Raw genomic sequence first — 19,612 nt, 5'->3', positions numbered from 1 at the left:
GTGCGGATCTCGACCATGCACCGTAGCCGTTTCCGGTTCGAGGAACGCGAGATACAACAAGGAGCACCAGTGATGGAACAGACCGGGCTACGACGCCGCTGGCTCGATGGGCTGGGTTGGGCGTTGCTTTACGCGGCGATCTGGGCGCTGTTCGCCGAGGGTGGCGGCTGGGCGCTGGGGGTGCCGAGCATTCTGCTTGCTGTGGCGCTGTCGCTCCGGCTCGGTACGCGGCCCTGGCAGCCCTCTCTGCGCGCGCTGCCGGGGTTTGTCTGGTTCTTCCTCGGGCGTATGACGCTGGGCGCCTGGGACGTGGCGGTGCGTGCGCTGCACCCTCGACGGCCATTGGAGCCCGCCTGGCTCGACTACCGGTTGCGCGCCGAATCGCCACGGGTACGGCTGTTGCTTTCGGCGCTGGTTGGGCTGTTGCCGGGCACGCTGGCTTCGCGAATCGACGCCGATAGCATGCGCGTGCACGTGCTTGATCGACGGCAGCGGTGGGAGCCGACAGTGATCGAGCTGGAAGATCGCCTGGTGCAGCTGCTCGGTAGCGGAGGCGGCCGCTGATGGCGCTGTACTCGACGTTGTTGCTGCTGACCATCGTCGTCGGCTTGGGACGTGTCGTGCTGGGGCCGGATAGGGTGGATCGCCTGCTGGCGATCCAGCTGTTCGGCACCGCCGGCACGGCTTTGCTGCTGGTCCTGGCGCAGTGGCAAGGGCATCCGGCGCTGCGCGATGTGGCATTGCTGCTGGGGTTGCTGGCGGCGGTCGCCAGTGCCGCGCTGGTGCAGCTGCTGCGACGGAGCCGCCATGACTGAACTGCTGCTCATGGTCTTGAGCTGGTTGCTGCTGATTGGCGGCCTGCTGTTTTTTGCGGCCGGCAGCATCGGCTTGCTGCGTTTTCCCGATGCGGTGAGCCGTCTGCATGCCCTCACCAAGGCCGATACCCTCGGCCTTGGGTTGGTGATTGCGGGCCTGTCGCTTCGCGCCGACAGCCTGCTCGAAGTTGGCCAGATGCTGTTGATCTGGCTGTTGCTACTGGCCTCCAGCGCCACCGCCTGCCAGCTGCTGGCACGCCAGGCTGGCGAGGAGCCGGACGATGACTGAGTGGCTATTCGACGGCGCGCTCGGCCTGCTGTTGCTCGGCCTTGCCTTTGGTGCGCTGCATGGGCGCAACCTCTACGCCAGCGTGCTGCTGTTCATTGCCTTCGGCCTGGCGCTGGCGCTGATCTGGGCGCGCCTGGGCGCGGCAGACCTGGCCCTGGCCGAGGCGGCCATCGGGGCGGGGCTGACCGGGGTGTTGCTGTTCGCGGCGTTGGCGCGCCAGCCGGGGCCGGCGGAGCTGCCGGATATCACGCCGATCCGCCAGCGCCTCGCCGCGGCGATGGTGATGCTGCCCTTGCTGATCATGCTGGTGCAGGGGCTTGTACCGCTGGCCGATCGCACCTCGACGCTGCCGGCCGAGATCGCTCGGGTATTGCCGCAGACCGGTGTCAGCCATCCGGTCACCGCCGTGCTGCTTAACCTGCGCGCCTGGGACACCTTACTGGAACTGGCGGTCCTGCTGCTGGCGCTACTCGGCGCGCGACAGCTGGGCCCGCGTAGCCTCGATCTCGCCGAACCCTGGCCACTGCTGCGTGCCTGGGCACGGGTGCTGGCACCCTTGTTGGTGCTGGCGGCGGGTTACATTCTTTGGCGTGGCGCCAGCGCACCGGGCGGCGCATTCCAGGCGGGTTCGCTGCTCGCGGCCGGGGTGGTGTTGCTGCGCTTGTCCGGCCTGCTGCCGAGGCTGCGCTGGTCGTTCGCGCCGCTACGGCTGCTGGTGCTGGGCGGCCTGCTGGTCTTTATCGGCGTGGCCATCGCCACCGCCTGGCTGGGCAGGGGCTGGCTGAACTACCCGGACGGATCGGCCAAATACGTGATCCTGCTGATCGAAGCGATGGCGACCTTCTCGATTGCCGCCAGCCTGAGTCTGCTGGTGATCGGCGAAGGAGAGGAGTCATCCTCATGAGCAGCGCATTGTTCTGGATGGCTGTCGGCGCCGCGCTCTGGCTACTCGGGCTGCATGGCTTGCTGACCCTGCGGCAAGCGCTGCGGCGGATCATCGCCTTCAACCTGATGGGCAGCGGCGTGTTTCTGGTGATGATCGCCCTGGCGACGCGCAGCCAGCCGAGCGATCCGCTGCTGGTGGCATTGGTGGTGACCGGTCTGGTGGTGGCGGTGAGTGCCACGGCGCTGGCGTTGCGGCTGGCCGGAGTGGTGCAGGGCGACGAGGAGCGGCGCCAATGAACATGGCCTTGCTGAGCCTGGCCCTGCCGTTGCTGGGCGGACTGCTGCTGGTTCTGCTGCAGCCACGGCATAACGGCCTGGGGGTGATTGCCATCAGCCTCGCCAGCCTGCTGGCCGCCTCTGCGGCGCTGCACGAGGCGATGCAACTGGGCCCGCAATTGCTGCACATTGGCGGCTGGGATACGCCTCTGGCGATCCGCTTCCAGTTGACCCCGCTGACGGCCTTGCTGATGGTATTCACCGCCGGATTGCATCTGCTGGTGGCGCTCTACGCCGCTCGCAGCCCGCATGCCACCGGCAGCGAAGATTACTGGCCGCTGTCCTGCCTGCTGCACGGCGCGCTGGCCGCCCTGTGGCTGTCGGCGGATCTGTTCAACCTCTACGTCACGCTCGAACTGCTCAGCCTTACCGCCGTTGCGCTGGTGGCGCTGGCCGGACGCAGGGCCTACCGCCCGGCCTTCAACTATCTGATGCTGTCGCTGGCCGGCTCGCTCGCCTATCTGTTCGGTGTCGCGTTGTTCTACGGCCGCTACGGCGCGCTCGATGTGCTGTTGCTGGCGGAACTGGCCGAAGCGGACGCCAGCACGCGACTGGCGCTGCTGCTGATGAGCGTCGGCCTGATGCTCAAGGCGGCGCTGTGGCCGCTGCACCTGTGGCTGCCGCCAGCGCATTCCGGCGCACCGACGGCGGTCAGCGCGTTGCTCTCGGCGTTGGTGGTCAAGGGGCCGATCTACATTCTCTGGCTGATCTGGAGTCAGATCGCCCCGCCCGAACTGGGACGCCAAGCCGGCGCGCTATTTGCCGCGGCGGGCATCCTGGCGCTGCTGTCCGGTGGCTGGTCGGCGCTGCGCGCGCCGCGACTGAAAATGCTGGTGGCTTACTCGACCGTCGCGCAGCTGGGCTATGCGTTGCTGGCGCTGGGCCTGCTGCTGCACTGGCAAGAGCCGCGCATGACGGCGGCGCTGTGGTTGTTCATCCTCGCCCACGGCCTGGCCAAGGTGTCGATGTTTCTCGCCGCCGGTGAGTTGCAGCGGGTGCTGGGCACGCGTCGGGTGCGTGCGCTGAAAGGTGCCAGCCAGAACATGCCGGTGGCCATGGCGACCTTTGCGGTAGCCGGCGCCAGCCTGGTCGGCCTGCCACCCAGCGGCGGCTTTCTCGCCAAATGGCTGTTGCTGCAGCCGCTGTTCGAGCAGCCGCAGCACTGGCCCTGGGCGTTCGGTGTGCTGCTCGGCACGCTGATGTCCGCTGCGTATGTGTTTCGGGTGGTGGCGCTGGGCTTTGATCGCGCCAGGCCGAATCCGCCCAGTGTGGCGCCGGATCGCCTTGCACAATGGCTGGCGATGCTGCCGGCCCTGCTGGTGCTAAGCCTGGCGCTCATCAGCGAACCCCTGCTGCTCTGGCTTGGAGGGGTGGCGCGATGAGCTGGACCAGCTGGTTGCCCTTGTCGATTGTGCTCAGTTCTCTGATACCAGGGTTGTTGATCTTTACCCTGCGCGAGGATCAGCAGCGAACTCGGGTGGCGCTCAACCTGTGCGGGGTGGGTCTCAAGCTGCTGCTGGTGGGGGCGATGATTTACGGCGTCAGTCGCGGCCTGGAGTTTCGCTTCAGCCTGCCGTTCCTGCCCGGCGCACCGCTGGTATTGCAAGGCGATGCGTTGTCGCTGCTATTCGTAGCGCTGTCCTCGGTGCTGTGGATGGCGACCACCATCTACGCCATTGGCTATCTGGAAAACTCACCGCTGCGTTCGCGCTTCTTCGGCTATTTCAGCCTCTGCGTCAGCGCCACCGTGGGTCTGGCGCTGGCGGGTAATCTGGTCAGTTTCCTGCTGTTCTACGAGATGCTGACGCTGGCGACCTTCCCATTGGTGGTACATCGCGGCACGCCGGAGGCGCTGCGGGCCGGGCGCGTCTATCTGGCCTACACCATAGGCGGCGGCGCACTGGTGCTGATGGGTGTGGCGTTACTGCATGGGCTGACCGGCGGGCAGGATTTTCAGCCCGGTGGCTATCTGCTGCAGGCGGTTTCGGAACATGGTCTGGCGCTGCGCGTGGCCTTCGTCCTGCTGGTGGCCGGGCTCGGCGTCAAAGCGGCGCTGATTCCGCTGCACGGCTGGTTGCCGCAGGCGATGGTGGCACCGGCACCGGTCAGTGCGCTGCTGCACGCCGTGGCGGTGGTCAAAGCCGGAGCCTTCGGCATCATCCGGGTGGTTTACGACGTGTTCGGTGCCGAGGCCCTGTCCCGCCTGGACATGGCTGGGCCGTTGCTCTGGCTGGCGGCGGCGACCATTCTCTACGGCTCGTTGCGGGCGCTGCAGCAGCAGGAGCTGAAGAAGCGCCTCGCTTACTCGACCATCAGCCAGGTGTCCTACGTGACCCTTGGTGTGGCATTGCTCGGGCCGATCGCGGCTGTCGGTGGTCTGGCGCACCTGGTGCATCAGGGGCTGATGAAAGTGACACTGTTCTACTGCGCTGGCAATTTCGCCGAAACCCTGGGCATTCATCGCATTCGCGAGATGGACGGTGTCGGTCGGCGCATGCCGCTGACGATGACGGCCTTTAGCATCGGCGCGCTGGGGATGATCGGGATTCCACCGATTGCCGGTTTCGCCAGCAAGTGGGCGCTGGGTATGGGTGCGCTGGAGGTCGGCCAGGATTGGGTGCTGCTGGTGCTGCTGGGCTCGGCGCTGCTCAATGCCGGCTATTTTCTGCCGCTGTTGTGGCGCGGCTGGTTTGCCGAGCCGGCCGACTGGCATGAAGACAACTGGCGCGAGGAGCGCTGGGAGACGCACTGGATGCTGCTGATGCCGGCCTTGTTCACGGCGGCGCTGGCGGTGGTGGTCGGGTTGCTTGCCGGCACTGCGCTAAGCCCGCTGGGTTGGGCGCAGCTGATTGTCCAACGAGAGTTCGAAATATGAACGCCTGGCTCTGGCTCCTCGTCCCCGTGGCGCCCTTGCTGGCCGGCTTGGGCCTGCTGATCTGGCGCGAGCGGGCCCTCGGCTGGCTCTGGCTCGGTTGTGTGCCGGCGCTGGCCATGGTCGTCTGGCCGATGCCGGCGCTGGACCTGCCGATGCTCTGGGAAGGTGTGCGCTGGGGGACGGTTGATGAGCTGAGCCGCGCCTGGCTGGGCTTCACAGCGCTGCTCTGGGGATGTGCCGGGATATTTGCCGTCAGCAGTCAGCGGGACGATCCCAAGCGAATGCGCTTCTGGACATTCTGGCTGCTGGCGCTGTCCGGCAATCTGCTGCTGATCATCACCACCGATGCGCTGAGCTTCTATCTCGGTTTCAGCGCCATGAGCCTTTCCGCTTACGGACTGATCGTGCATCAGGGCGGCCCGGGTCCGCGCCGTGCCGGGCGGCTGTATCTGCAGCTGGCGATCTGCGGCGAGATGGCCCTACTGGCAGCGCTGATGCTGCGTAGCCACGCCGCTGACGGCGACTTTGCCTTTGCCGCCTGGCGTGCGCTGCCCATGGACGGCCTGACCCTGCTGCTGTTGCTGATCGGCCTCGGTCTGAAGGCGGGATTCTGGCCGCTGCACGTGTGGCTGCCGCTGGCGCACCCGGCGGCGCCGGCACCGGCCAGTGCGGTGCTCTCCGGGGCAATGCTCAAGGCGGGCTTCCTCGGCCTCTGGCGCTGCCTGCCCGAACAGGATCCATTGCTGTCCAGCTGGGCAGAGGTACTGCTTGCCGTGGGCATCTTCGGTACGATCTACCCGGCGCTGCTGGGGCTGCTTGCCAATAAGGCCAAGGCGGCGCTGGCCTACTCCTCGGTGAGCCAGATGGGTTACCTGCTGATGCTGCTGGCGCTGGTCTGGCGCCATCCAGAGCAATTGCAGGCGCTGACCACGGTGATGATTCTCTACGGCGTGCATCACGGGCTGGCCAAGGGTGCGTTGTTTCTCGCGGCCGGCCTGATCCATGCCGGACGGCTGCCGCGTATCTGCTGGCTGCTGCTGGCCGTGCCGGCACTGGCGATCATCGGGCTGCCGTTGACCAGCGGCGGGGCGGTGAAGACGGCGCTGAAGGAGTCTTGGCGCGCCGGCACATTCGAGGCTTGGCTGCCTTGGTTGAGCTTCAGCAGCCTGACCACCGCCTTGTTACTGACGCGCGCGCTGTGGCTGCTGCGGCGTGACGCCCAGGAAGCACCGGCATCGTGGCCGCCGTTAGCGCAGCTGTTGCCGTGGGCGCTGCTGAGCAGCCTGGCGCTGTTGCTCCCCTGGCTCTGGCCCGCCTTGCGCGAACCCATGCTGCATGGCTTGTACCCGAGCGGCATCTGGGCTGCGCTGTGGCCGCTGCTGTTGACGCTCATATTGGCGATGCTGGCGTTGCGGCTCGGCTGGAACGTCCCGTCACGGCTGGCTGCCGGTCCGAAACTGACGCTCTGGTTATCGTTACGGCTCAAGCGGCTGGTGCAGCGACCACCCTTGGCGGTGCCGAGCGCGGACCCGGATCAACCCCGTTGGCGGCAGCGGGAGCGGCACTGGAATCGCTTGTGGAATACCGGCACGCTCGCCATGAGCGCCTGGTTGCTGGTGGCGCTGCTGTGGTTGGGCTGGTTGTGGTGAGTTGACAGCAGTTTGCGCAGCTTTATAAGAAAGTAAATTTTTTATAGGCTGGTTTAATTGCAGTTAAAACTAAAGTTATGACCTTCGCTTCGTTAGTTGTTCTGTAACGATTAATAATGCGTGCGCACTGCCGGGAAGTTGTTTTAAAAGTCTCACCCGATAAAAAAGGCGCCAACGGCGCCTTGAGTGAATCGGTTATTTCAGGTCCGTCCCAAGTGGGTTCGGTCGCTGCCATCTTCTGCGAGCATCTGCCCCAGCGGGGTACGGTCGAAACCGTCATCCGCCAGCCGGTCCGCCTGTGGCGTCAGATCGAATCCATCCTCGGCCAGCTGTTCGCCATGCGGGGTCAGATCAAAACCATCTTCGGCCAGCCGCTCGCCCAACGGCGTACGTTCAAAGCCGTTCTCCGTCAGCGTACGGTCGTTCAGGATGTGCTCGCGCACGGTGTCGCTACCTTGTGCCTCGCCCAGTAGGGGTTGTGGATGGCTCGGCGGAACAGCGAAGGCGGTGGAGGCGGCGCTCGCCAGAATCAAACTTGCAAGTAGCGTTTTCATAATGTTGTCCTCGGTAGGAGCTAGGTACGGGTCCTATGCTACGGGCGAGAACTACATGGGGGAACGCGAGCGTATCAATAGTAAACATCGACAATCGTGATAACCGATTTATTTATATATCGATTCGGCTAATTATATAAATCGATCGAAGCGATAGTTAAACGAGTGGCCGAATTAACTGGTAATTGCGCTGTGTACGTTTCTTTTACTTGGGCAAGAGAGGTTTATAACGGCCATGCATGCGAACCGGAAGCGGATCGCGAAACCGAGGCGAAGACTGCCACGAAGGGATGAAGCGTCGGGTTTGTGGTTGACCGTGTCAGTCAGGGCAGGGCTTTTTCAGCGTAGGTACGTGTCGGCAGCCCGAGCTGAGAGCGGAAGCTTTCCATGTCGAACATGGTGCAGATGTCGCGAATCTGCCCGCTCGGCGTCAGGGTCCAGAACGCCATGGCCGAGATGCTCAATACCTTGTCGCTGGGCGGATAGCCCAGGGCTGGATTCTCGATGGTGCCGATCAGCGTGCTCCAGGTGACCACCTTGTCGCCCTCGGCGATGCAGTCCTCTATCACCACTTCGAGATCGGGCATGGCGTGCGGATCTGCATGATCATCGCGGCGAACTCGGCGCTGCTCAGGGGATGGCCAACGAACGAGCTCTTGTAGAGAAAGTCCTTGCTGTGGAACTGCTCGGCGAGGGCCATGTGGCCGCGGTTCCAGGACAGCTCGATGTGTTTGCGAACCAGCCTTTTATTGTCGCTCAGTGACATTCCGATCATCCGTTGCGCGGCGGTGGTTCTACTGTAGCAGCAGCCACTGGCGACGGGCAGCCACCGCATGCGCTTCGGCAAATCAGTCGATAGGCAGACTAAGCCTGAACGCAGCGCCGCCCAGGCTGGAATCGTCGAGCCGGAGCTCACCGCCATAGCTGTCGAGAATGTCCTTGACCACCGCCAGACCGATGCCCTGACCGGGATGCTGGGCATCCAGGCGCTCGCCGCGACGCAGGATACGTGCGCGTTGATCGACCGGTACGCCTGGGCCGTCGTCTTCGATGCTCAGCCACAGCCGATCAGCGTCCTGCTTCAAGCTGACGCGTACCTGATACAGGCAGAGGCGGTAGGCGTTCTCGAGCAGGTTGCCGAGCAGCTCCATCAGTGCACCCTGCTCCAGCGGTAGGGTCGCATCCTGCGACAGGTGCAGGTCGACCTGCACCCGCTTGTCCTGGTAGACCTTGTCCAGGGTGCTGCATAGGCGTACCAGCAGCGGATGTAGGGGGACTCGATGGCGTACCAGGCCGCTCTGGCCCAGGCTCGCACGTTGCAGCTGATAGCCGATCTGTTGGCTCATTCGCTCGATCTGCGCATGCATGACGCGGGCTTGTTCGCGATTGCCCGGCTGCGCGCTCATCACCTCGCCCACGCTCTGCAGCACGGTCAGCGGGGTTTTCAGACTGTGCGCCAGATCGCCGAGCGAGTTGCGGTATTGCTCACGCTGGCGGCGCTCGCCGACGAGCAGTCTGTTCAGTGACCGGGTCAGACGCAGCAATTCCTTCGGATGCTGTTCGCTGAGTCTGTCCAGCCGGCCGGACTCGACCTGATCCAATTCGTGGCTCAGTCGCCTCAACGAGCGGAAGCCCCAGGTCAGGCCCAGCCACAGCAGCGTCAGCAACACCAGTAAGCCGCCACCCAGCCACAGATAGAGCTGTTGGCGGAATTCCTCGAACAGGCTGCGGTATTCGCTGGTGGGCTGCATGGTGACGAAGCTGAACGCCTGGCGCGGCTCATCGGTCAATCGCAGCTCGACGTCGTAGACGAAGTACTCGAGACCATCGGCGTCTCGTACCCGCTTGAACTCCGTGAGGTCGCCGCCCGGGCGCGGCTGGTAGTCGATGCTTTCGTCCTCGGCCGAGCGCGACTGCCAGAGCCGCTTGCCTTGCGGGTCGAAGATGTAACCGAGCAGCTTGGCGTTCGGCAGGTTGAATTCCTCGTCCGGCAGCCGATCGGGCATGACCAGACGTCCATTCTTCAGGTGCGATGCGGTAATCAGGGTATTGGCATCGGCAGCCAGGCGCTCCTCGATGACGCGTTCGAAGGCGAGGCTAAATGCCGCTTGCAACACCGGAAGCAGGGCCAGCATGAACAGAATGGCCAAGCAGGTGGCGCCGAGCATGAGCCGCAGGCGCAGCGACAGGCTGCCTCGACGGGAGGTACGCGCCAACACCCGCCAGCGGCGCCAGCGCCGGCTCATCGGCAGCGCTCGGTAAACAGATAACCCAGTCCGCGCACGGTATCGATCGGTTTCAGTCCGCCGTGGGCTTCCAGCTTGCGGCGCAAACGACCGACCAGCACTTCGATGACATTGGCATCGCGCTCGTTGTCGTCCGGGTAGAGCTGCTCCATCAGTCGCTCTTTCGCGACCACCTGCTGCTGGTGGCGCATCAGGTATTCGAGAATGCGGTACTCGAAGGCGGTCAGTGCCAGCGGCTCGTCGTTGACCAGCGCCTGCTTGCGGTTGAGGTCGAGCCTCAGCGGGCCAGCCTCGATGCTGGCCTGGGTAAAGCCGGACGAGCGACGCAGCAGCGCGTTGAGCCGTGCCTCAAGCTCCTCGAACTGGAAGGGTTTGACAACGTAGTCGTCGGCGCCGGCAGCGAGTCCTTCGACCTTGTCCTGCCAGTTGCCGCGCGCGGTGAGGATGAGGATGGGGAAGCGCTCGCCATTGCTGCGCAGCTGCCGGATCAGGTCCAACCCGCTGATGTCTGGCAGTCCGAGATCAACTATCGCCAGGTCATGGTTGTATTCGCGGGTCTGATACAGCGCCTCTTCGGCATTGGCCACCGCATCGACGATATGGCCGCTTTCGCTCAGGCGAGTCAGTAGGTGGTGGCGCAGCAGCGCCTCGTCTTCCACCACCAGCACTTTCATTGATTACTCCTGCCATGAAAACGGCCGGGGCGATCCCGGCCGTGGCTCTTCTTGAGGCAAGCCGTGCGGCTTAGAAGTGATAATTCACGCCGAGGTAGGCCTGCTTGCTGCTGTGCACGTCGATCGACCCAACCTTGCCAACGCCACGCTCGGACACTTCAGTGCCGGCATTGCTGCGCAGGTAGCGGTAGCCGGCCTCGATCGACGCGTTGCTACCGACCTCCTGCAGCACGCCGGCTTGCAAGCCGACCAGGTAACCGATGTCGCTGTCACGGCGGTAACCGCTGGACTCGTGCTCAAGCTTGGTCACACCGGCACTGGCACCGCCGAACAGGCGGGTGGTGTCGCCCACTGGCAGAAACAGGTCGTAGCTGCCGATCAGGTTCTGCTGGCGCAGCTTGAGCGAGCTGCCGTAGTCATCGGAGACGTTTTCGTAGGTGGCATAGTAGCGCGCTTCGTCGGTCATCTGACCGGCACGGACACCCCAGGTACCGCTGTTCTTGATGATGTCATCGAAGCGATCCGGCCCCATGTTCTGTTTCAAGGTGCTGGAGCGGTCGACATTGACCGTGCTCTCGCCCCAGGTGAGACCAGCGAAGTTATCGGCGGCGTGGGCGCCAAGGGTGAAGAGGCTCAGGCTGGTGGCGATGGCCAGGGTATGCAGTTTGTTCATGTGTCGCTCCTTTGCAGGCATGGATAAGTCACGTATCCATCCTGCTTGCGACCCCCTGAACCGCGCCTGAACCCCGGCTGAACCTGAGCTGAACGACCGAAAAAACGGCGCAGCGGCGCGGCGCCGTCCAATTGGTCAGCGCCCGCGGCGCCCCAGCAAGGCGAGCAGTGCGGCGGCACCTACCGCCACGGCCGCCGTGGTTGCCACCGGGTGTTGCGTGGCGCGGGTATAGAGGCTGCGCGTCAGCACTCTGCCGGGATAGTCTCCGCTGGCCTTACCGTCACCCGCTCGACCGACGTCGCCGGCGTACAGCGCGCCGTCGCGGTGGCGGTCCGGGCGGTCGCTCTGAAGGGCGTCGTAAACGAAGGTGCGGTTGACCCAGTCGGCCAGGCGCGGCGCATTCTGGGCCAGCCTCGACAACAATTTGGCATTGCCGATATAGACGTCGCGTTGTGGGTGCTCGGCTGCATGCAGAATCGCTCGAGCAACCACCTCTGGCGCATAGACCGGCGGTGGAAAGACCGGGGCGTTGGGGAGGTAGTTCTTCGAGTGATCCATGAACATCGTATCCGTGGAGGAGGGCCGAACCAGGGTCACGGAGATCGGTGTGCCGGATTTCTGCAGCTCGACTCGCAACACGTCGGTCATGGCCTTGATCGCGTGCTTGCTGGCGCTGTAGCTGCTGTGAAACGGCAGAGCATTGGACGACTCGACACTGCCGATGTTGATCAGCGCACCGCCCTTGTCGCGCAGATGCTTCACCGCGATCGAAGAGCCGTAGTGAGTGCCCCAGAAGTTGGTCTGCATGACCTGCTGATGATCAGCGTCGCTGACCTCGTCGAAGCGTCCCCAGACCGAGATGCCGGCGTTGTTGATCCAGGTGTCGAAACCGCCAAACCGGGCAATGGTCTCGCTGGCGACGCGTTCGAGCTGCGCGCGATCACCCACGTCGGCCATCACATGCAATACACGGTCACTGGCATTGAGGTCGCGCTCGATATCCGCCAAGGTCATTTCGTTGCGCGCGACCAGCACGACGCGGGCACCTTGCTCGACGGCGAGGCGGGCGGCGGCCAAGCCGATCCCGCTCGAGGCTCCGGTGATGACGATGACTTGTTCGTGCACGGGTTTCAGAGAGATACGCATCGGGGTCTCCTCGGCTAACCAGCAGGGGTGGGCTCGGTAGAAGCCGTAGGCCCGCTTGCGGTTCCGGGCAGGTGATGGATGGCGGTCAATGGTTCGTTTTGTCTGTGCCGAGCATGCCTATAGGGCGCGAACCCGAAGCGCCATTGCCGTCATATCCTGGTGCCCGGCGCTCAGTTGCTCGGTGGGCTGGTCGCTGCGGCTAGCGGCGGGGCGGCTCGTCCGGTTGTGGCTGGACGGAGGCGACCAGCGCTTCGGCATCACGCGGCTTGTCTTGCTGGGGAGGCTCTTGTGGCGGGCCTGGGCGAATGGGTTGCATGGCTGGATGACTGCGCTGGATCTTGGGCTGCGCCTGGCCATCGACCCACCAGTCCATTGTGGCCTCGACGCGGCCATTGGCCGAGAGGCCGAGGCGGTTGTTGATCGGACATTGGTTGTCGCTGCGGCTGGTCAACTTGCCGGACTGGCGCGTTCGGCTGGTCCCGGCGGCGCCGGTTGTGGCGACCTCTAATCGATACTCGATCTGGTGCGCCTGTGAGCTGCTGAAACATAGTCGCAGCGCCAAGCGGTCCTGGCTTTCGGCGATCAGATCGAGCTGTGCCTCAACCATTGCGGGGGCGGCTGCGAGAAGCCACGAAGCGAGGGTCATCGTTAGCATCTCCCTTAGGCTCCGTATAAGTGCGCCAGTCTGCTAGCGCTGGTTGACGGTCGCCATGTTGCCGGTGCCGGACTGCTGGATTACCGCGTTCATCCCGGCGGCGCTCTGCATGATGAAGGCCTGGTTGGCAGAACCGATCTGGCTGACGCGGGCCTCGTTGTATTCGGCCAGCTGGCGAACGTCGGCCAGGTTGCCGTCGCCGTTCTGGACGATGCTGGCCTGGTTGCCATCGAACCATTGCATCAGTTCGACAGTGTTGCCATTCCCAGTCGACGAGCCCCGGAATTCGTGGCCTCTTCCGGTCTGTTCGACGGTCAACAGGTTGTCATCGCCGGCCTGATTGAACGTGATCTCACCGAACAGCGTGTTCTGCGCGATCTGTGCACTGTTCTGGTTGCCGTTCTGGGCGAGTGTGATCTGACCGGCGTCACCCTGATCGATGGAGGCCAGGTTCTCATTGCCGACCTGGTAAACAGCCATCCGCGTACCGTGGTAGACGCCATCCTGGGTGAGGGTCACCGAGTTGTCATTACCGATCTGATACGCCTCGGCCTGGGCGAAACCCTGTTGCGTGGCGGAGATGAAGTTACCGTCGCCGACGCTGCTGATTTGCAGGTCGTTGGCGTACCAGCTCTGCTCGACCTCGGCGCGGTTGCCGGTTCCCTGCTGATAGACGCTCGCGCTACCGAAGTGGCTTTCAGAGCCTTGGTCGACAGTGGCCTGGTTGCCGCTACCGACTTGCACGATGGTGGCCAGGTTCGACTCGGCGGCCTGAAAGATCGAGCCCGTGTTAGCGGTACCGTTCTGCCTGATCACAGCCTCGTTGAGCACGCCACTCTGCTCTGCATTGGCGGTGTTGTCGGTGCCGGTTTGTTCGATCCGTAGGCTGTTGTCGGCTTGCAGATCGCTGGCAATGGCCAATAAAAATGTGAGTGCGACGGGAGACAGCTTGCTGCGCATGGCAATCCTTTTTCTTTTTTGTTTTATCGGTGTTGGACGACTTGTATGCGCTGGTCACTTCCGTACTGGATGACAGTGCTGCTCAAGCCACTGCCAATTTGTTCGATGCTGGCGTTGTTGTTGGCCCCCACCTGGGCGATCGCGGCCTGGTTGTCGCTGCCGATCTGGCTGATGTCGGCGATATTGCCCTGGCCGATCTGAAGGATGCTGGCGAGCTGGTTGTCACCCTGCTGGAGGATGAAGGCCTGCTGATCGCTGCCCTGTTGAACGATGCTGGCAAGCTGGTTTTCGCCGATCTGGCTGAGGTCGCCCAGATTGTCGTTGCCTTGCTGCAGCACCCGCGCGGTCTGCCCGTCGGGTAATTGCAGGGCGAGCGCCGCGGCGCTGCCAAGGTTGAGCGATCCCTCGGCCAGGTCGGCGTTGTCCAGCAGGTCGGCCGCTTGAAGCGAGGCGTGGGAAACGAGCAAAAGGGCGGCGAACAAGCCGCGGCGAAACAGCGCTATACGATCCATGCAGGCACCTCGGAGTAGTGCTTGGATTCTTGACGGGAGACGACGCGGTGAACATCCATCGAACGGTGCAAAACAACCGCTTCGCGATGAGTGGAGCGAATTAAGTCTGCCAAGTGATAGTTACAGCTCATCGCGATCCATGTCGAAGGTATCCTGAAGCAGGTTCTGCAGCTTGCTGCGGTTGATCTCTTCGAGAATGAGCTGCGCTGCTTGCGTGGCAATCGCCTCGATTTCAGCGACGTTGGGTTGCAGAAAGCGGCGGTAGACGGTGCGTTGGCCATACTCAACCCAGACCAGACTGCCCCAGCGCGCCGAAGGCCGTTCGCGAACCACCAGGTCATTTTCGAGCTCGCTGGCGTCCTGCAGCTGAAAGCTCAGGTAACGGTGAAAGTCGTGCCCGAAGCGGGTGATGGTGTTGTCGATGATCAGCCCGCTCAGTTCCGCCTCGTGCTCTGCCTGTTCCGATGTCTCCTGCGCCTGCAGTGGGCTGAGCAGGACGAGCAGTAGCAGGCCGAGCGTCAGGCGTGACACGACTCGGACCAATCCAGACGGCCACGTAGCAGAAACGCTGCTTCGGCGCGGTTTGAGGCGCCAATCTTGCGCAACAGGTTGTGGATGTGGCTCTTGATAGTGTGCGGGCTCAAGCAGAGCTGCTCGGCTATTTCGGCGTTGGACAGGCCCTTGCCGGCCAGGCTGAGAATTTCGCGCTCGCGCAGGGTCAGCGATGGCTTGCTGCCGGCCAGCTGACGCATCCGCCGCCATTGGCTGAGCAGGCGTTCTGTCAGGATGCGCGGTAGCCAGTCGCCGCCGTCGAGCAATACCTGGATGCCATCGAGTAGATGCTCACGAGTGGCGTGGCTGTAGAAAACGCCACGAATCCCGGGGTGCTTGTCTACCAGCTGTTCGGCCTGTTCCGGCGCGATATTGACCAGTGCCACGGGTGTCTGCTCGTTGAGCTGATCGAGAAGCGTGGACAGTTGTTCGGTCTGGCTGTTGCCTGCGTCAACCAGATAAAGATCGGTGGTCGTTCCGGCCGTTTCCTCGAGCCGCGCCAGGGCGACGTCCAGTTGAGCTTGCTCGCCAAGAAAATGTTTGAAGAACAGTCCCAGAAGTTCATTGCCGGTGAGCAGGGTAACGGTAGGCTGGTTACGGTCCTGGTGAGTGAAATCCGCTTCGTCCATGTTCAATCCTTGGTCTTGGGTGCCGTTGTGCCGCATAGAAAAGTTACTAAACGACCGGAGCAAAATGATGAAGTTCAGCGTCCAAGCCGCGATTGAGCAGCGATCTGCGCTGGAAAGAGGAGAACCCGACGGGCGGTTGAGAAAAGCATCCCGTGGACCGAATGGACTAAGGTGAGTCAATCACCCATACGATGGAGCCGGCATGAGCAGACCCCCACGCGAACTTACACTCCGCGCGTTGCTCACCGGCTTGCTGCTCGGAGCCCTGCTGACCCCTTCGAATATCTACTCGGGATTGAAGATCGGCTGGTCGTTCAACATGTCGATCATTGCGCTGCTGGTCGGTTTCGCGATCTGGCAGACCCTGGCGCGAGCCTTTCGTTGGCCGGCCTGGTCCCTGCACGAAAGCAATATCAACCAGACCGCCGCCTCGTCCGCCGCCTCGATCATTTCCAGCGGTCTGGTGGCGCCGATTCCCGCCTATACGTTGATCACCGGGCAGCAGCTGGATGCGTTGCCCCTGACCGCCTGGGTGTTCTCGGTGAGCTTTCTCGGTATCTGGGTGGCCTGGTATCTGCGCCCATCGCTGATCGTCGAGGCGCAACTGCGCTTTCCCGAGGGCATGGCGACCCTGGCGACCATGCAGCAGATCTACAGCCACGGCGCGGAAGCGACCAGGCGGTTGATAGTCCTCGGCGCTGCCGCGGTGCTAGCGGCGTTGGGCAAGTTGATCGACAGTCTGCTGTGGACGTTGCCACGCTGGGCGCCAAGTGCGCAGCTGGAGCGGCTCACCTTTAGTTTCGAACCGTCGCTGCTGTTGCTGGGTTTCGGCGGCATCATCGGCCTACGGGTCGGTCTGTCGCTGTTGCTCGGCGCCGTTCTGGCCTGGGGGCTGCTCGCGCCCTGGCTGATTGCCGAAGGGTTGGTGAACATGCCGGCTGGCGCCAGTGGTCCGCAGTTCGCTCTGTTGATCGAGTGGCTGCTGTGGCCGGGCGTGAGCCTGATGGTGTGCGCCACGCTGACGTCCCTCGGGCTGCGTCTGTTGCGGGCGCAACGAGAGGACTCACAGCGCCGCCTGCGCCTACGTCGTCCGGCAATGCGGCCGTTGCTCGGGCTGGCCTCGGCATCGGTACTGGTTGTATTGATGCAGGTGTCGCTGTTCGACATCCATCCGCTGCTGGCGGCATTGTCGATTCCCCTGGCATTGCTGCTGGCGATGGTGGCGGCGCGTGTGGTTGGTGCCACCGGCATCCCACCGATCGGTGCCATTGGTCAGTTGTCGCAACTGAGTTTCGGCGCCATCGCACCCGGCCAGGTGGCGATCAATCTGATGAGTGCCAACACTGCTGGCGGTGCGGCGGGGCAGTGCACCGACCTGCTCAATGACTTCAAGGTCGGGCACGCCATCGGTGCGACGCGTCGCGTCAGGTGGTCGCGCAATGCCTGGGCATACTGGTTGGCAGCCTGGTCGGGGTGTTTATCTACCAGCTGTTGATTCCCGACCCGCAGACGATGCTGATCACCGCTGAATGGCCCGCACCGGCGGTGGCCACCTGGAAGGCCGTGGCCGAGGCGCTGACGGAGGGGCTGGACTCGATCGGCACTGACGTTCGCTGGGCGATCGGTGCTGGTGCGCTCGCCGGGGTGCTGCTGGGTACGCTCGAAGGGCTACTGCCGGTCTGGCGGTTGCGCTGGTTGCCGAGCTCCGCGGCGCTGGGGCTGGCCTTCATCATTCCGGCCTCGATCTCCCTGATGATGACGTTCGGTGCGCTGCTGGCCTGGCTGTTCGCTGCGCGCTGGGGCAGTCTCGCCGAGCGCTTCGTCATCGTCGCGGCGGCGGGGCTGGTGGCAGGCGAGAGCATGGCCGGGGTTGGCATTTCATTGGCGCAGCTGCTTCGCTGAGACGCTAGCGATGCCGCATGGCGGCTGTCCGATGCGATCGCCAGAGCGACGAGTGGTCACACGTGGTGATCGCCGACAAATGGTCGCTCGCGGCGGCCGGTCTGGCGTGGCCTTTCGCCGTTCAAGAAAGAATTTGTAATGCGCTCGATGCAACCCCTGCGCCTGGCCGCTGCCGGATTAGAGGTACCCCATGGAAAAAGGAGAGCGCACATGCAAACGAATAAACTAGCTGCTTTGACTCTAGCCGGTCTGATGTCCACGGGTGTCTTCGCAGCGGGCACCACCGATATGGACAGTGCCACCAGCGGCGAAACCAAACATGAGTCGATGGATGGCACAACCACCGATGACACCAACCGCTCGGGCCTGACCACCGGTGCGGGCACCACTACCGAAAGCGGCGAGGAAGCAGGACCCGGCACTGGTACCGGGACCAGCGTGGGCAACACGACCGGCACTGGCAACAGCGCGACCGGTTCAGGCGCTGGAAGTGGTACCGGCGGCTCTGGCGGCACGGGTAACTGATACGGCCACAGCCAGATGAAAGCCCCGGTCTCTGGCTGGGGCTTTTTTGTGCGGCAGCCCTGACGCCCAGACGCATGGTCGATGTTGTTGCGTAAGGCCCATCGAGCTGCCTCTTCAGGAGTGAGCTATGGACCTGCGTCTACCGTTTTTTGTAGCAAGCCTGGCATTGGCTTCCGCCGCACTCGCGACCGGCACCGGGCCGACCTTGCCGGAAAAAAGCAGAGAGCACCCGTTGGACAATCGCGAGCCACGACAAGAAATCATCGACCGGGATGATAGCCAGCGTCAGCCACGCCCACCCACGCTCGAGGCGCCGCCTGAGATACCACCGGCCGAGCCGATCGAGCGCCGGCCTAAGCCGGATCCAGAGCGTCGTGGCAGTGAAGCCAGCGGCAATCCCGCGCCGGCCAGCTGAGCGTCGCGGGATGCCAAAAAAAAGGGAGGCCGAGGCCTCCCTTTTTAACAACGTTCTGCTTAGAACAGTACGCGGCTGCGGATGGTGCCCTTGACCTGCTGGAGCTTTTCCAGGGCCAGGTCGGAGTATTCTGCATCGACGTCGATCACGACGTAGCCGACTTCCTCGTTGGTCTGCAAGAACTGACCGGCGATGTTGATGCCATTCTCGGCGAACACACGGTTGATCTCGCTCATCACACCAGGGATGTTTTGGTGGATGTGCAGCAGGCGATGCTTGCCGGGATGCGATGGCAGCGCCACTTCCGGGAAGTTGACCGAAGACACCGATGTGCCGTTATCGCTGTACTTGACCAGCTTTTCGGCGACTTCCAGGCCAATGTTGGCCTGGGCCTCTGCGGTCGAGCCACCGATGTGCGGCGTGAGGATGACATTGTCCAGGCCGCGCAGCGGGCTTTCGAACTCTTCGTCGTTGGAGCGCGGCTCGACCGGGAACACGTCGATTGCCGCGCCGATCAGGTGCTTGTCCTTGACTGCGTTGGCCAGGGCCTGAAGATCCACCACGGTACCGCGGGCGGCGTTGATCAGGATGCCGCCCTGCTTGATTGCGCGGATCTCGTCTTCGCCCATCATCATCTGGGTAGCCGGGGTTTCCGGCACGTGCAGGGTGACGATGTCGCACATGCCGAGCAGTTCATGCAGCGAGCCGATCTGCTGAGCGTTGCCCAGCGGTAGCTTGGTGACCACGTCGTAGAAGAACACCTGCATGCCCAGGCCCTCGGCGAGCACGGACAGCTGCGTGCCGATGGAGCCGTAGCCGATGATGCCGAGCTTCTTGCCGCGGATCTCGAACGAATTGGCCGCCGACTTGATCCAGCCGCCGCGATGGCAGGAGGCGTTCTTCTCGGGGATGCCGCGCAGCAGCAAAATGGCTTCGGCCAGGACCAGCTCGGCTACCGAGCGGGTGTTGGAGTAGGGCGCATTGAATACTGCGATACCGCGCTCGCGGGCGGCATTGAGGTTGACCTGGTTGGTGCCGATGCAGAAGCAGCCGACGGCGATGAGCTTGTTCGCCGCGTCAAAGACGCTCTCGGTGAGCTGGGTCCGGGAACGGATACCGATGAAATGCGCATCGGCGATCTTTTCCTTCAGTTCGGCTTCGGGCAGCGAACCCGTCAGGTACTCGATGTTCGAGTACCCGGCAGCCTTGAGGGTATCTACGGCGGTTTGGTGGACGCCTTCAAGGAGAAGGAAACGTATCTTGCTCTTGTCGAGAGAGGTCTGGCTCATCTGCGTAAAACCTTTAGGCCGGAAAAGAGGA

At 63.4% G+C, this 19,612-nt stretch carries 21 protein-coding genes and 2 pseudogenes; 11 read left to right on the top strand and 12 right to left on the bottom strand.

All coding sequences use genetic code 11. The features are described 5' to 3' along the window. Positions 1-72: 72 nt before the first annotated feature. The 8 genes from DQ405_RS00510 to DQ405_RS00475 are packed head-to-tail and all read left to right on the top strand — an operon-like array spanning position 73 to position 6,849. Positions 73-564 carry a Na+/H+ antiporter subunit E gene (locus DQ405_RS00510; protein WP_168422417.1) on the top strand — a complete coding sequence of 164 codons (492 nt, stop codon included), beginning with the start codon at positions 73-75 and terminating at the stop codon, positions 562-564. Further along, entirely contained in the window at positions 564-815 is a 252-nt protein-coding gene (locus tag DQ405_RS00505) for a monovalent cation/H+ antiporter complex subunit F (protein WP_168422416.1), read from the top strand. Before DQ405_RS00510 ends, DQ405_RS00505 begins: the two co-directional genes overlap by 1 nt. After that, complete coding sequence (locus DQ405_RS00500) at positions 808-1,104, top strand: cation:proton antiporter (protein ID WP_168422415.1); 297 nt, start codon at positions 808-810, stop codon at positions 1,102-1,104. Before DQ405_RS00505 ends, DQ405_RS00500 begins: the two co-directional genes overlap by 8 nt. Then, complete coding sequence (locus DQ405_RS00495; RefSeq protein ID WP_168422414.1) at positions 1,097-2,008, top strand: hydrogenase subunit MbhD domain-containing protein; 912 nt, start codon at positions 1,097-1,099, stop codon at positions 2,006-2,008. The genes DQ405_RS00500 and DQ405_RS00495 overlap by 8 nt, the downstream gene beginning before the upstream one ends. Further along, complete coding sequence (locus DQ405_RS00490; RefSeq protein WP_168422413.1) at positions 2,005-2,286, top strand: NADH-quinone oxidoreductase subunit K; 282 nt, start codon at positions 2,005-2,007, stop codon at positions 2,284-2,286. The genes DQ405_RS00495 and DQ405_RS00490 overlap by 4 nt, the downstream gene beginning before the upstream one ends. Continuing rightward, positions 2,283-3,707: a complex I subunit 5 family protein gene (locus DQ405_RS00485; protein ID WP_168422412.1), complete on the top strand. Its 1,425-nt coding sequence runs from the start codon at positions 2,283-2,285 to the stop codon at positions 3,705-3,707. Before DQ405_RS00490 ends, DQ405_RS00485 begins: the two co-directional genes overlap by 4 nt. Further along, a complete protein-coding gene (locus DQ405_RS00480) occupies positions 3,704-5,200 on the top strand; it encodes a complex I subunit 5 family protein (RefSeq protein WP_168422411.1) in 1,497 nt (498 codons plus the stop codon). The genes DQ405_RS00485 and DQ405_RS00480 overlap by 4 nt, the downstream gene beginning before the upstream one ends. After that, positions 5,197-6,849, top strand: coding sequence for a proton-conducting transporter transmembrane domain-containing protein (locus tag DQ405_RS00475; protein ID WP_168422410.1), 1,653 nt, complete (start codon positions 5,197-5,199; stop codon positions 6,847-6,849). The genes DQ405_RS00480 and DQ405_RS00475 overlap by 4 nt, the downstream gene beginning before the upstream one ends. Before the next feature lie 200 nt (positions 6,850-7,049). Here DQ405_RS00475 and DQ405_RS00470 read toward each other — a convergent pair whose 3' ends face one another. From DQ405_RS00470 to DQ405_RS00420, 11 genes and pseudogenes are all read right to left on the bottom strand, one after another. Further along, positions 7,050-7,403, bottom strand: a complete 354-nt coding sequence (locus DQ405_RS00470) for a hypothetical protein (RefSeq protein WP_178113958.1) — start codon at positions 7,401-7,403, stop codon at positions 7,050-7,052. Between the two features lie 323 nt (positions 7,404-7,726). Then, positions 7,727-8,169: pseudogene (locus tag DQ405_RS00465) on the bottom strand (ketosteroid isomerase-related protein). Positions 8,170-8,251: 82 nt separating this feature from the next. Then, the gene (locus DQ405_RS00460) at positions 8,252-9,649 is read right to left on the bottom strand and encodes an ATP-binding protein (protein ID WP_168422409.1); all 1,398 of its coding nucleotides are present in this window, start codon (positions 9,647-9,649) and stop codon (positions 8,252-8,254) included. Next, the gene (locus DQ405_RS00455; RefSeq protein WP_045160296.1) at positions 9,646-10,323 is read right to left on the bottom strand and encodes a response regulator; all 678 of its coding nucleotides are present in this window, start codon (positions 10,321-10,323) and stop codon (positions 9,646-9,648) included. Before DQ405_RS00455 ends, DQ405_RS00460 begins: the two co-directional genes overlap by 4 nt. A 70-nt stretch (positions 10,324-10,393) precedes the next feature. Next, on the bottom strand, positions 10,394-10,996 hold the full coding sequence (locus DQ405_RS00450) for an outer membrane protein (RefSeq protein ID WP_168422408.1): 603 nt from the start codon (positions 10,994-10,996) through the stop codon (positions 10,394-10,396). Positions 10,997-11,131: 135 nt separating this feature from the next. Continuing rightward, entirely contained in the window at positions 11,132-12,142 is a 1,011-nt protein-coding gene (locus tag DQ405_RS00445; RefSeq protein WP_168422407.1) for an SDR family oxidoreductase, read from the bottom strand. A 199-nt stretch (positions 12,143-12,341) separates the two neighbouring features. After that, entirely contained in the window at positions 12,342-12,788 is a 447-nt protein-coding gene (gene csgH / locus DQ405_RS00440; protein ID WP_174824637.1) for a curli-like amyloid fiber formation chaperone CsgH, read from the bottom strand. 42 nt (positions 12,789-12,830) lie between these two features. Beyond that, positions 12,831-13,757 carry a hypothetical protein gene (locus DQ405_RS00435; RefSeq protein WP_168422406.1) on the bottom strand — a complete coding sequence of 309 codons (927 nt, stop codon included), beginning with the start codon at positions 13,755-13,757 and terminating at the stop codon, positions 12,831-12,833. A 23-nt stretch (positions 13,758-13,780) separates the two neighbouring features. Then, positions 13,781-14,269 carry a curli production assembly protein CsgB gene (locus DQ405_RS00430; RefSeq protein ID WP_168422405.1) on the bottom strand — a complete coding sequence of 163 codons (489 nt, stop codon included), beginning with the start codon at positions 14,267-14,269 and terminating at the stop codon, positions 13,781-13,783. Positions 14,270-14,389: 120 nt separating this feature from the next. Beyond that, positions 14,390-14,800, bottom strand: coding sequence for a CsgE family curli-type amyloid fiber assembly protein (locus tag DQ405_RS00425; RefSeq protein WP_168422404.1), 411 nt, complete (start codon positions 14,798-14,800; stop codon positions 14,390-14,392). After that, complete coding sequence (locus DQ405_RS00420; RefSeq protein ID WP_168422722.1) at positions 14,788-15,372, bottom strand: helix-turn-helix transcriptional regulator; 585 nt, start codon at positions 15,370-15,372, stop codon at positions 14,788-14,790. The genes DQ405_RS00425 and DQ405_RS00420 overlap by 13 nt, the downstream gene beginning before the upstream one ends. Before the next feature lie 280 nt (positions 15,373-15,652). On the opposite strand from DQ405_RS00420, the pseudogene DQ405_RS00415 reads away from it, so the two are divergent. From DQ405_RS00415 to DQ405_RS00405, 3 genes and pseudogenes are all read left to right on the top strand, one after another. Continuing rightward, positions 15,653-17,352, top strand: a pseudogene (locus DQ405_RS00415) (OPT/YSL family transporter). Positions 17,353-17,562: 210 nt separating this feature from the next. Further along, on the top strand, positions 17,563-17,877 hold the full coding sequence (locus DQ405_RS00410) for a hypothetical protein (protein WP_168422403.1): 315 nt from the start codon (positions 17,563-17,565) through the stop codon (positions 17,875-17,877). A 127-nt stretch (positions 17,878-18,004) separates the two neighbouring features. Then, positions 18,005-18,292: a hypothetical protein gene (locus DQ405_RS00405; protein WP_168422402.1), complete on the top strand. Its 288-nt coding sequence runs from the start codon at positions 18,005-18,007 to the stop codon at positions 18,290-18,292. A gap of 59 nt (positions 18,293-18,351) precedes the next feature. Here the strand turns inward: DQ405_RS00405 and serA are convergent, their stop codons facing one another. Next, complete coding sequence (gene serA / locus DQ405_RS00400) at positions 18,352-19,581, bottom strand: phosphoglycerate dehydrogenase (protein ID WP_168422401.1); 1,230 nt, start codon at positions 19,579-19,581, stop codon at positions 18,352-18,354. Between the last annotated feature and the right edge of the window lie 31 nt (positions 19,582-19,612).

It is taken from the genome of Pseudomonas sp. SST3 (assembly GCF_003325755.1).
This window is presented reverse-complemented; position numbering and strand designations above follow the sequence as displayed.